Annotated in this window: 9 protein-coding genes; 7 read left to right on the forward strand and 2 right to left on the reverse strand. The window is 65.3% G+C overall.

What is annotated here, in order from left to right:
* Positions 1-41 precede the first annotated feature (41 nt).
* On the forward strand, positions 42-5,324 hold the full coding sequence (locus tag ASN89_RS03725; protein WP_058048314.1) for an Hpt domain-containing protein: 5,283 nt from the start codon (positions 42-44) through the stop codon (positions 5,322-5,324).
* Between the two features lie 151 nt (positions 5,325-5,475).
* Here the strand turns inward: ASN89_RS03725 and ASN89_RS03730 are convergent, their stop codons facing one another.
* Positions 5,476-6,939 (reverse strand): cryptochrome/photolyase family protein, encoded by a 1,464-nt coding sequence (locus ASN89_RS03730; protein WP_058048315.1) that lies wholly within the window; start codon positions 6,937-6,939, stop codon positions 5,476-5,478.
* Positions 6,940-7,325: 386 nt separating this feature from the next.
* On the opposite strand from ASN89_RS03730, the gene ASN89_RS03735 reads away from it, so the two are divergent.
* From ASN89_RS03735 to ASN89_RS03760, 6 genes are all read left to right on the forward strand, one after another.
* Entirely contained in the window at positions 7,326-7,928 is a 603-nt protein-coding gene (locus tag ASN89_RS03735) for a YqgE/AlgH family protein (RefSeq protein WP_034746689.1), read from the forward strand.
* Positions 7,925-8,323, forward strand: coding sequence for a Holliday junction resolvase RuvX (gene ruvX, locus ASN89_RS03740; protein ID WP_235501837.1), 399 nt, complete (start codon positions 7,925-7,927; stop codon positions 8,321-8,323). The genes ASN89_RS03735 and ruvX overlap by 4 nt, the downstream gene beginning before the upstream one ends.
* 39 nt (positions 8,324-8,362) lie before the next feature.
* Positions 8,363-8,887, forward strand: coding sequence for a bifunctional pyr operon transcriptional regulator/uracil phosphoribosyltransferase PyrR (pyrR, locus tag ASN89_RS03745; protein ID WP_034780225.1), 525 nt, complete (start codon positions 8,363-8,365; stop codon positions 8,885-8,887).
* Entirely contained in the window at positions 8,880-9,845 is a 966-nt protein-coding gene (locus tag ASN89_RS03750; RefSeq protein ID WP_034746695.1) for an aspartate carbamoyltransferase catalytic subunit, read from the forward strand. Before pyrR ends, ASN89_RS03750 begins: the two co-directional genes overlap by 8 nt.
* 24 nt (positions 9,846-9,869) lie before the next feature.
* Positions 9,870-11,171 carry a dihydroorotase gene (locus ASN89_RS03755; protein WP_046684216.1) on the forward strand — a complete coding sequence of 434 codons (1,302 nt, stop codon included), beginning with the start codon at positions 9,870-9,872 and terminating at the stop codon, positions 11,169-11,171.
* Between the two features lie 147 nt (positions 11,172-11,318).
* Positions 11,319-12,065 (forward strand): lysophospholipid acyltransferase family protein, encoded by a 747-nt coding sequence (locus tag ASN89_RS03760; protein WP_058048316.1) that lies wholly within the window; start codon positions 11,319-11,321, stop codon positions 12,063-12,065.
* On the opposite strand, the gene ASN89_RS03765 is transcribed toward ASN89_RS03760, so the two are convergent.
* Positions 12,062-12,826 carry an ABC transporter permease gene (locus tag ASN89_RS03765; protein WP_058048317.1) on the reverse strand — a complete coding sequence of 255 codons (765 nt, stop codon included), beginning with the start codon at positions 12,824-12,826 and terminating at the stop codon, positions 12,062-12,064. The genes ASN89_RS03760 and ASN89_RS03765 overlap by 4 nt on opposite strands.
* Between the last annotated feature and the right edge of the window lie 2 nt (positions 12,827-12,828).

Consider the following 12,828-nt stretch of genomic DNA (forward strand, 5'->3'; position numbering starts at 1 on the left):
ACGCCGCGCCAGTCCAGGGCGATTTCCTTACCGAGGCATGCATGAGCACACCAGATAGTCCACAGCAATCCAAGCCGTTCGACAGCGAACCTCTGTCGTGGGTGATGGTGGAAATCCGCGAAGCGCTGGGCCGCTCGAAAACGGCCCTGTTCGAAGCGGGTGGCCGCGAGCGCGAGGAACGCGCCACGGCCCTGCAGCATGCGCGCTCGCATCTGCACCAGGCGCATGGCGCGCTGGTGATGGTGGACGTGGCCGGCGCCAGCCTGCTGACGGACGCTGCGGAACAGGCGCTGGCGCGCTTTCGCGACGGCAGCCTCGAATACACGCTGGACCATGCGCAAGTCGTCGCCGAACTGTATCAGGCCCTGAGCGAATACCTGGAAGACCTGGTGGCCGGCACGCCGCCGCAGCCGGCACGTTTGTTCCCCTATTACCGCGATTTGCAAACCATGCTGGGCGCCGAACGCATCCACCCGGCCGACCTGTTTTTTCCGCCAGCGTCGACGCTGGAAGGGCATGCCATCGCGCTGGCGGAATCGCCACCAAGCGCCGATTACCCGGCCTGGCGCGGGCGCTTTGAAAAATCCCTGCTGCCCTTCCTGAAGGCGCAGGATGACGCAACGCGGCGCCTGCACGCCAGCGACCTGCACGCCACCTTGACCCTCGTGGCCGACGCGCAGCAGGAAGCGCCTGCGCGCACCTTCTGGTTCGCCATGCAGGCGTTTGCCGGGCTGGCGGCCAGCGGCGAGGGCATGGGCACGCTCAACGTCAAGCAGTTGTTCGGCCTGATCAACCTGCAGTTGCGCCGCCTGGCGCAGGGGACGGCCAGCCTGCCTGAAGCGATGTTGCGCGATGCCCTGTTCTTCATCGCCGCGGCACGCGAGCCGACGCCGGAGGCACGCCAGTTGCGCGCCGCTTTCGCCCTGGAAGGCATGCTGCCCGCTGACGTGGAAGCGCGGCGCTACGGCCAGGTCGACCAGGATGCCTTGCAAGGCGCCCGCACGGCCCTGGCGCAGGCGCGCGCCAGCTGGAGCCGCCTGGCGCAAGCCGACCTCGATCCAGTCCTGGGTACGGATTTCGACGCGTCGTTGCAAGAAGTGGCGGCGCATGTGGAGACCTTGAAGCAGCCGGCCCTGGCCAGCCTGCTGCGCGAATGCGCGGCCGTGGCGCGGCAAGCCGTGACCAGCGGGCGCAGTGGGGCCCTGGAAAATGAAATCGGCATGGCGCTGCTGTTTGCGGACACGGGCCTGGAGCAGTTGCGCCGCCTGCCCGACGATTTCGCCGGCAACGCGGAAACTATCGCCGCGCGCCTGCAGGCGCTGTTGGCCGGCGAAGCGCCGCCGCCCGTTACGGCGGGCGAACTGTCGCGCCAGATCGAACAGGGCCAGACGGTGGCCGCGCTTGCCGAGGAAATGAAGACGGGCTTGCGCCAGGTGGAAAAGGTGCTCAATGCCTATTACGCGGATGCAGCGGGTGCAGCGCAGGCGCAGGCGGGAGCTCTCGACGGCGTCGCGCCCGTGCTGGAGCAGTTGCAGCAACAGCTGGCCGGACTGGGACAGGAAGATGCGCGCGCCGCCGTGCTGCAAGTCGATGCGGCCGTGCGGCAACTGGCCGGTGCCGGCGCCAACGCGGATGGGCGCGCCGAGGCGCTCGACGAGATCGCGCAAAATGTCAGCGCGCTGGGCTTTTTTGTCGATATGCTGGGCCGCAACGCGCAGGCGGCCAGCGGGCGTTTCCATTTCGATGCGGCCGCCGGTACTTTCCGCGCGCTGCCATTTGAAAAAGTCGCCGCCGCCGGCGCCGTGCCGGTGCCCTTGCTCGACCAGGCCCTCGCGCCCGCCGCGCCAGCCGGCATGGATGCCGCGCCGGCAGTGACCGATGTCGACGCCGAGATGCTCGACATTTTCATCGCCGAAGCGCGCGAAGTGCTGACCTTCATCGACACCACCCTGGCCCTGCCGCGCGAGCAAGCCGCCAGCGGCGACCACCTGGCCATGCTGCGCCGCTCGTTCCACACCTTGAAGGGCAGCAGCCGCATGATCGGCCTGGCGCAGTTTGCCGAAGCGGCCGGCGCGATCGAACGCGTCATGAATACCTGGCTGGCCGAGGCGCGCCCCGTCAGCGACGACTTGTTTACCTTGCTCAATTACGGCTGGTATCAGCTCAGCGAATGGGTGGCGGAACTGGAAGGCGGCGCGGGGCGCGAGCGCGAGCCCGGCATGCTGCTGATGGCGGCCGAGCGCGTGCGCGAAGGCGGACCGTTCGAACTGCGCAAGCCTCGCTCGGCATCGGCCGCGCCCGTGGCCAGCAATGGCAATGTGATCGGACTGCCCTTGGCCACGGCGCCGACGCTCCACGAAGCGCCTGACGATCACCTCAAGCACGTGGGCGAACTGCGCATCAGCCTTCCCTTGTACAACATTTACCTGGCCGAGACGGATGAATTGCTGCGCGTGCTCACGCGCGACTTCGGCGAATGGCGCCATGAACAGCGCGCCGTCAGCGCCGAGGCGCTGCAAGCCGTGCATACCCTGGCGGGAACGTCGGGCACGGTGGGCTTCCAGTCCTTGCGCGACTTGGCGCACGCGCTGGAAACGGTGATCGAAACGGTGGTGCCGCCGCTGGCCGGCTTGCGCGCCGAACAGCACGACGTGCTGGAACAGGCCACGCAGCGCATCGGGCAAATGCTGCAGGCATTCGCGCTGGGCGACCTGGCGCCAACGCAGCCGGACATGATCGAAGCGCTCAACACTCTGTGGCGCGCCTTGACGGCGCCGCCCGGCGAGAGCAAGGAAGACCGCCTTGACGCCCTGTTCGCGGAAGCTTATGCCAGCATCGTCGGCGCGCCGGCGCAGCCTGCCGAGCCGCTGGCCGAAGTCCCGCTGCCGCAACTTGAGACCCTGTTCGAATCGACGTATGCAAGCATCGTCGCCGATGCGCTGCAGCCGGAGGCTGCCGACGTGCCGGTACCGGTGCAGGACAGCGGCGCCAGCGACGACCTGTTCGACGCCGGTTTCGAGCACGCGCCGCCATTGGAACATGCGGCGCCGGAAGCGCCAGCGCCCGCCATCATGCCGGCCGATGCGGCCGCGCTACTGGCGGCCAGCGCCGGCATCAGCGATGAACTCGACCTCGATCTCTTGTCCGTCTTCCTGGAAGAGGGCGCCGACCTGCTGCCGCAGATCGGCGAGGCGCTGCGCAGCTGGCAGCAGCAGCCGCACGACAGCGGCCAGGCGCAGATGCTGTTGCGCACCCTGCATACGGTCAAGGGCAGCGCGCGCATGGCCGGCGCCATGCGCCTGGGCCAGCATGCGCATGAAATCGAGACGCATATCGAAAACATGCTGCACGCGGGCACCGCCACGCCGCAAGCCTTCGAGGAATTGCTGGCCCATTACGACCATGCGCTGCACCTGTTCGAGCAATTGCAGCAGCCCTTGCTGCCCTTGCCGGGCATGGAAGACACGCCGGCCGCCGAACCGAAAGCGGCGCTGGTGCGCGTGCGGGCCGATATCCTCGACCGCCTGGTGAACCAGGCCGGTGAAGTGTCGATCACGCGTTCTAAAATGGAAAATGAAGTGGGCGTGCTCGGTGCTTCGCTGTCCGAGTTTTCCGACAACCTGGCGCGCTTGCGGCGCCAGCTGCGCGAAGTGGAAATGCAGGCCGAATCGCAGATCGCCTCGCGCATGGCAGTCGGCAGTGAGCGCGAATTCGACCCGCTCGAATTCGACCGTTTTACGCGCCTGCAGGAACTCACGCGCATGATGGCCGAAAGCGTCAACGACGTGGCGTCCTTCCATGAAAACCTCAGCCACAGCGTCGATGCGGTCACGGACGACCTGGTGCTGCAGGCGCGCTTGACGCGCGAGCTGCAGCGCGACCTGATGCAGATCCGCATGGTGCCGTTTGCCAGCATCGCCGAACGGCTGTTCCGCGTGGCGCGGCAAAGCGCCAAGGAAGTCGACAAGCGTGTCAACCTCGACATCCGCGGCGGCGGCGTGGAAATCGACCGCAGCGTGCTCGAACGCATGGCGGCACCCTTCGAGCACCTGCTGCGCAACGCCATCGTGCACGGCGTCGAGCCGCGCGATGCGCGTCTGGCTGTGGGCAAGAGCGAGACGGGCGAGCTGCTGGTGCAGGTCAGCCAGCAGGGCAATGAAGTGGCGATCGCCTTTTCCGACGATGGCGCGGGGCTGGACCTGGAGCGCATCCGCGCCAAGGCGCACGGCGCCGGCCTGGTGGCGACGGACGCGCCATTGACCAACACGCAGGCGGCCGAACTGATTTTCACTCCCGGTTTTTCCACCGCCGACAGCCTGACGGAACTGGCCGGACGCGGTTTTGGCATGGATATCGTGCGTTCCGAAGCGCTGGCCCTGGGCGGGCGCGTGGAAACGCTGACGCAGGCGGGCCTGGGCATGCGCTTCACCATCCACCTGCCGCTGACCCTGGCCGTCACCCAGGTGGTGCTGCTGGCGGCTAACGGCAAGACGTATGCCTTGCCATCGGTGCTGGTGGAGCAGGTGCTGCACCTGAAAGGCGAACAGCTGGAGCAGGTGCGGGCGGCCGGGCGCATCGAGTCGCACGGGCAGTCGCTGGCGCTGCACCACCTTTCGGCCATGCTGGGCGAGACGCCGGCGGCACAGGCCACGCAGCGCTACGCGCCCGTGCTGTTGCTGAGGAATGGCAATGACAGGCTGGCTTTGCAGGTCGATGACGTGGTGGGCAACCGCGAAGTCGTGGTCAAGCACGTGGGGCCGCAGCTGGCGCGCATGCCGGGCATCGCCGGCGCCACGGTGCTGGGCACGGGCGACATCGTGCTGATCCTCAATCCGGTGGCGCTGGCTCAGCACCTCGAGCATCATCCGGAACTGTTGTCGCAATATGCGCTGGCCAGCAGTGAGCAGCATGCCGCTTCCAGCGCGCTGGCCGCACCGGCCGTGCGCGTGATGGTGGTTGACGATTCGCTGACGGTGCGCCGCGTGATGCAGCGCCTGTTCGAGCGCGAAGGCTACCAGGTGCTGCTGGCCAAGGATGGCGTCGATGCGCTGGAACAGCTGCATGCGCTGGAACCGGCTGGCATGCCGGCCCTGCTGCTGGTCGACGTGGAAATGCCGCGCATGGATGGCTTTGATTTGACGCGCAATGTGCGCAGCGATGACAAGACGCGCGCCATCCCCGTCATCATGATCACCTCGCGCAGCGCCGACAAGCACCGCGCGCATGCGTTCGAACTGGGCGTGAATGCGTATTTCGGCAAGCCGTTTCAGGAGGAGGAATTGCTGGCGGAGGTGGGACGGTTGTTGGGCGGTGGCGTGGTGTAACCGGCGCCAATGCCAACAATGTTGTCGGATTACGCGCGGCTTTGCCCCGCTAATCCGACCTACGTCTGTTGATTGACGGCGCATGTCGGGTAGGTCGGGTTAGCGCGTAGCGCGTAACCCGACATCACCGTAATGCCAATCAATTACCTGACTACGCCACCACCTTCACCACCGCATAACGCTCCAGGGTTTCCTTGCGCGCCTCGTCGTGCTGCACCAGCGGTTCCGGATAATCGCGTCCCAGCACGATGTTTTTTTGTTCGAGCAGCATGCGCGGCACCAGCCAGGGCGCGTGGATTTCCTTGTCGCCCAGCGCCTTCAGCTGCGGCAGGTAGCGGCGGATGAAGCGCCCGCTGGCATCGAATTTTTCCGACTGGGTGACGGGATTGAAGATGCGGAAGTAGGGCTGCGCGTCGCAGCCGGAGGACGACGCCCATTGCCAGCCGCCGTTGTTCGACGCCAGATCGAAGTCATTGAGGTGGAGCGCGAAATACGCTTCGCCGCGGCGCCAGTCGATGCCCAGATCCTTGATCAAAAAGCAGGCCGTGACCATGCGCAGGCGGTTGTGCATATAGCCCGTCTGGTTCAGCTGCGCCATGGCCGCGTCCACCAGCGGATAGCCGGTGCGCCCTTCGCACCAGGCGGCAAACGCGGCGTCGGCGTCAAGCCCCGTTTCCCAGGCGATGGCGTCGTAGGCCGGTTTGAAGGCGCCGCCTTCCACATGCGGGTTCTGGTACAAGATCATGGCGTAGAAATCGCGCCAGATCAGTTCTGCCAGCCAGACGGGCGCGCCATCGCCGCCACAGCCCCGGTCCATCAGGTCGACGATGGTGCGTACCAGGTAGCGCAGCGACACGGTGCCGAAGCGCAAGTGCATGGACAGGTAGGACGGCCCCTTCAGGGCGGGGAAATCGCGCGCCACGTCATAGCGTTCCACGCGCGGCAAAAAATCCTCGAACAGTTGACTGGCGCCCGACATGCCGGTGGGGATGGCCAGTTCGGCCAGGTTGCTGGCCTCGAAACCAAGTTCGTCCAGGGTGGGCAGGGGCGCCGGCGTGCCGGCGCGCGGCGGCGCCAGGTTGGCCGCATGCGGCTCGATGTCGAACGGCGCCAGGCAGCCGGGCTCGGCGCGCATTTTCTTCAGCCAGGCATTCTTGTACGGCGTGTAGACGGTGTACGGCTTGGCCGACAAAGTCAGCACCTCGTCTTTTTCAAAGATCACCTGGTCCTTGAAGCTGAACCACAGGCGCGCGTCGTGCGTGAGCGCGGCGGCCACGGTGGCGTCGCGGGCGATCGCTTGCGGCTCGTAGTCGTGGTTGGCAAAGACGGCATCGGCGTTCAACTCGGCGGCCAGGCGCGGGATGGCCTCGGCCGCGTCCCCGTGCAGCACGATCAGGTCGCCGCCGAGCTGGCGCAGCTCGGCGGCCAGCTCGGCCACGCTGGCATGGATGAAATCGACCCGCCGGTCGCGGCGCGGCAGCGCAGCCAGGATGGCGGTGTCGTATACAAAGATGCAATGCACGGCCTGGCTCTGGCGCAGGGCGTGATGCAGTGCAGCATGGTCAAACGCGCGCAGATCGCGCCGGAACCACACCAGGGAAGTCTTGATTGTCATTATTTCGCGTGTTCAGGGTCAAAGATAGGCCATTTTTTGCCGCCAACAGGGCTGTATGGCCGCTCGCGTCGCGCCTTTGGCGTCGCTGCGGCGGCAATTCAGTGTAAACTACCGGGTATGTTCGCGGTACTTTATGTGCGACAGCGATTTTGCAATCAATTTTACAATTGGCATCGAAATGCGCCCGCAGGCAAAGCGAATTGATCATTAATTTATAACATAACAAGAATAACGCCTGGCACCACGGTGCGCGCCGCCCAAGATTCGCGGCAGCTTGCGCCAGGCGTACGATAGCGGGGTAAGCGAGACTTGCCAGCAAGCCCACAGAGAGAGCATCGCGTATGAAAAAGAGTAAAATCGACCAGACTCTACCAGGACATCGTCTGATGCAGGGTGTGGGAGAACCGGCCGCGACCGGTTCCTCCACCCTGAATCTGGCCAACCATTTCCTCATTGCGATGCCGGCCATGCAAGATCCGATCTTCGGCGGCACGGTCGTGTACGTGTGTGAACACAATGAAAACGGCGTGCTCGGCGTCGTCATCAACAAGCCCACCGACATGACCATGGAAGTGCTGTTCGACCGCATCGACCTGAAACTGGCGGCCGGCAGCGATACGCCCATCATCAATGAACCGATCATGTTCGGCGGCCCCGTGCAGGACGACCGCGGCTTCGTGCTGCATACGCCGGGCGCGCGCTATTCCTCGTCGCTGACGGTGACCGATGAAGTGGCGTTTACCACCTCGATCGACGTGCTCGAAGCCGTCGCCAAGGGCGATGGTCCCGAGCGCATGCTCGTCTCGATCGGCTACTCGGGCTGGAGCCCGGGCCAGCTGGAAGACGAGATCGGCCGCAACGGCTGGCTGACGGTGGGCGCCTCGGCCGACATCCTGTTCGATTTCCCCATCGAGCAGCGCTACGTGGCGGCCATCAAGCTGCTCGGTATCGACCCCCTCATGCTGGCAAGCGAGGCTGGCCACGCATGAGCGGTGACGTCATCGACACCATCCTCGCCTTCGATTTCGGTTTGAAACGCATCGGCGTGGCCATCGGCAATACCATAATTTGCCAGGCCAAGCCGCTCAGCGTGATCACGGCCACGGCGAACGAGCCGAAGTTTGCCGCCATCGATAGCCTGATCAAGGAGTGGGGCGCCAGCCGCATTGTGGTGGGCCTGCCCAGCCATCCCGATGGCACGGAACACGAGATGAGCGCGCGCTGCCGCCGTTTCGCCAACCAGGTGCATGGCCGCTTCAACCTGCCCGTGGAACTGGTCGATGAGCGTTATTCCTCGGCCGTCATCGCCGCCAAGCGCGGTGAAGTCATCGACGACCGCGCCGCCGCCATCATCCTGCAACAGTATTTCGACGCGAATTATTAATCTGATCCTAGACTCCCTCCCTGAATGATTAAGAACTCTATGCCGCATCCTACGAATCCATCCCAACTCGACGCCGAGGCCCTGTACGCGGTCTTGCTGCAGCAAGTGCAGAGCGGCCTGGCGGGCATCCCCAACGTGGCCATCGTCGGCATCCATTCGGGCGGCGCCTGGCTGGCCGAACGCCTGGCGCGCGACCTGAACCTGCTCGACCGCCTGGGCGTGCTCGACGTCTCGTTCTACCGCGACGACTTCGCCCAGAAGGGCCTGCATGCTGACGTCAAGCCGACGCAGATCAGCTTTGACGTGGCCGGCGCGACCATCCTGCTGGTCGACGACGTGCTGTACACGGGCCGCACCACGCGCGCGGCCATCAACGAACTGTTCGACTATGGCCGCCCGGCGAAGATCATGCTGGCCGCCCTGGTCGACCGCGGCGAACGCCAGCTGCCGGTGGCCGCCGATTTTGTGGCCGCCTTCACTGCCGTGCCGCCGGGCCAGGCCCTGGTCCTGAAGCAAGCCGACGATGGAAAATTCACGCTCACCATAGATACCCACCATGCTTAATCCGCAACTGAATAAACACGGCGAACTGCAACATCTGCTGACGATTGAAGGCTTGCCGAAGTCTATCGTCAACCACATTCTCGATACGGCTTCCTCGTTCGTCGGCATTTCCGACCGCGACGTGAAAAAAGTGCCGCTGATGCGCGGCAAAAGCGTTTTCAACCTGTTCTTTGAAAACTCCACGCGCACCCGCACCACCTTTGAGATCGCCTCGAAGCGCCTGTCGGCCGACGTCATCAACCTGAATATCCAGGCCTCGTCGGCCAGCAAGGGCGAGTCCCTGCTCGACACCATCGACAACCTGTCGGCCATGCATGCCGACATGTTCGTCGTGCGCCATGCGCAGTCGGGCGCGCCCTACCTGATCGCCAAGCACCTGATCGACACCAAGCAGCCGCACGTCCACGTCGTCAACGCGGGCGACGGGCGCCATGCGCATCCGACGCAGGGCTTGCTCGACATGTACACGATCCGCCACTACAAGAAGGATTTCACCAATTTGACGGTGGCTATCGTGGGCGACATTTTGCACAGCCGCGTGGCCCGTTCCGACATCCACGCGCTGACCACCCTGGGCGTGCCCGAAGTGCGCGCCATCGGCCCGCACACCCTGCTGCCGGGCGGCCTGGAACAGATGGGCGTGCGCACCTTCACCAACATGGATGAAGGCTTGAAAGGCGTCGACGTGATCATCATGCTGCGCCTGCAAAACGAGCGCATGAGCGGCGCGTTGCTGCCATCGGCGCAGGAATATTTCAAGAGCTACGGCTTGACGCCCGAGCGCCTGGCGCTGGCGAAACCGGACGCCATCGTCATGCATCCGGGTCCGATGAACCGCGGCGTGGAAATCGATTCGGCCGTGGCCGACGGTCCGCAGGCGGTGATCCTGCCGCAGGTGACGTTCGGTATCGCCGTGCGCATGGCGGTGATGAGTATTTTGGCTGGTAATCAGGGCTGATAGCCCAAGGACGAGTAAGCGAGCATGACGACACTACATATCAAGAACGGCCACCTGATCGACCCTGCCAACGGCATCGATGGCTTGCAAGACCTGTTTATCGCCGACGGCAAGGTGCTGGCCGTGGGCAGCGCCCCGGCCGGCTTCACCGCCGACACGACGTTCGACGCGGCCGGCCTGGTGGTTTCCCCCGGCCTGGTCGACCTGTCCGCGCGCCTGCGCGAGCCGGGTTACGAATACAAGGCGACCCTGGAATCGGAACTGCAGGCGGCGCTCCAAGGCGGCGTCACGAGCCTGGTGTGCCCGCCCGACACCGATCCCGTGCTGGACGAGCCGGGCCTGGTCGAGATGCTGAAATACCGCGCCAAGACGCAGAACAAGGCCCACGTGCACCCGCTGGGCGCACTGACCATGGGCTTGAAAGGCAAGTCGCTGACGGAAATGGCGGAACTGACGGAAGCGGGCTGCATCGGCTTCGCGCAAGCGGAAGAGCCGATCGAAGACACGACCGTGCTGCTGCGCGCCATGCAGTACGCGAACACCTTCGGCTACACAGTCTGGCTGCGCCCGCAAGACCCGCATATCGGCCGTGGCGGCATCGCCCACAGCGGCCCGCTGGCGTCGCGCCTGGGCTTGTCCGGCGTGCCCGTGATGTCCGAAACCATCGCGCTGCACACGATTTTCGAATTGATGCGCGCCAGCCGCGCGCGCGTGCACCTGTGCCGCATCTCGTCGGCGGCCGGTCTGGAACTGATCCGCGCGGCGAAAGCCGAAGGTCTCCCCGTCACCTGCGACGTGGGCGTGCACCATGTGCACCTGACGGACGCCGACATCGGCTTCTTCGATCCGAACGCCAGGGTCACGCCACCGTTCCGCAGCCAGCGCGACCGCGATGCGATCCGCGCCGGCCTGCTTGACGGCACGGTCGACGCCATGTGCTCGGACCACACGCCCGTCGACGACGATGAAAAACTGCTGCCGTTCGGCGAAGCGTCGCCCGGCGCCACTGGCCTGGAGCTGCTGCTGTCCTTGGCCCTGAAATGGGCCGACGACTACGCGCTGGGCCAGCCGCAAGCGGGTGCACGTCCGCTGGCGCGCGCCGTGGCCAAGGTCACGTCCGACGCGGCCCGTGTCGCCGGCATCCCGGCCGGTAGCCTGGCCGTGGGCGAAGCGGCCGACATCTGCGTCTTCGATCCCGCCGCGCGCTGGACCGTGTCGTCGGCCTCGCTGGCCAGCCAGGGCAAGCACACGCCTTTCCTCGGCTATGAGCTGAGCGGCATCGTCAAGGCGACCATCGTTGCCGGACAGGTGGCGTTTCAGCGTTAATTATTTGTATCGGAGCCGTAGGTCGGATTAGCGCTACGCGTAATCCGACAAGTCCATGGCGGCTCCTGTCGGCTTACGCAGCGCCTCGCCGGCGCAGCTAAGCCGACCTACGCGGCTGTATGGATTTGCTTCCAACCTTGGTGTCATTTGAAACTTCTGCTTACCTACCGCCTCGCGCGCATCGCCATTCACCTGAGCTGCGGCATGGCCAAGAGCGCCGTGCTCTTTCCCTGGCTGGACCTGGAGGGACGCAACCGGCGCATCCGCCGCTGGTCGACGCAGCTGCTCGACATCTGCGGCGTGCACGTGGCGCAGCCGGCAGACAGCGTGCCGGCACTCGACCATGCGATGGTGGTGGCGAACCACGTTTCGTGGCTCGACATCTTCGTCATCAACGCCGTCCACCCTTGCCGTTTCGTCGCCAAGGCGGAAATCCGCGCCTGGCCGATCCTGGGCTGGCTGGCGGGGCGCGCCGGCACCATCTTCATTTCGCGCGGCAGCAAGCGCGACCTGCGTTTGATCTTCCAGGGCTTGGTGGATAAATTGACGGCGGGCGAGCGCATTGCATTCTTCCCCGAAGGCACGACCGCCGCGCAAGGGCAGATCCTGCCGTTCCACGCCAACCTGTTCGAGGCGGCCATCGACGCGCAAGTGCCCGTGCAGCCGTTCGCGCTCGTGTATGTGGATGACAAGGGGGCGCTGCATCACGCCGTCGATTTCATCGGCGACATGAGTTTTGCGCAAAGCATGGTGGCGATCTTGAGCGGCCCGCCCATCACGGCGCGTTTGACCTGTCTGGCGCCCGTGGCGACGACAGGCGCGCACCGGCGTGAGCTGGCGGCGGCAACGCAGGCGGCCGTGGCCGCCGCGCTGCCGCTGGAGAAGGCCGCTTAATTTTTGACGTGCAGCCAGCGCGCATGCGCTGCGCGGGCCAGGTAGTCGAGGATAAAGCCTAAAATCCCTATCAGCACGATGGCGGCCATCAGTTCCGAATACGCGAGGCGGTCGCGCGTGTCGAGGATGAAGTAGCCCAGGCCCGCCGACACGCCCAGCATCTCCGCCGGCACCAGCACGATCCAGATGATGCCAATGGCCAGGCGCACGCCTGTCAGGATATCGGCCGTGATGCCCGGCAAAATCACCTTGAAGACGATTTCGCTGCGCGTGGCCGACAAGCTGCGCGCCAGCAGCAGCCAGTTCGGATCGAGCCGCGCCACGCCGGCCGCCGTATTGAGCAAAATCGGCCAGACGGCCGCAAACGCCAGCAGGAAGTACACGGGCGCGTCGCCGACGCCGAGCACCATCACGGCGATCGGCATCCACGACAGCGGCGAAATCATGCGCAGCAACTGGAACAGCGGCATGGCCGCGCCGGAAAAGCTCTTCGACATGGCCACCAGCACGCCGAGCGGCACGCCGATGACGATGGCCAGTCCCAGGCCCACGGCTACCCGTTGCAGGCTCAAGACCACGTGCAACCAGATATCCGCACCGCCCACCATCTCCTTGAACGCCAGCGCCGTGGGCAAGGGCGCAAAAGCGGTGGCGATGGGCGTGGATTTCTCCAGCGCCGTCACGCCCATGGACCACAGCAGCAAGGCACAGGCCAGCCCCACCAGGGGCAGGCCGAACTTCGTAAACAACTTGCTTGCCATTG

The organism is Janthinobacterium sp. Ant5-2-1 (assembly GCF_001445815.1).
In the GTDB taxonomy this organism is placed as follows: Bacteria; Pseudomonadota; Gammaproteobacteria; order Burkholderiales; family Burkholderiaceae_D; genus Janthinobacterium; species Janthinobacterium lividum_E.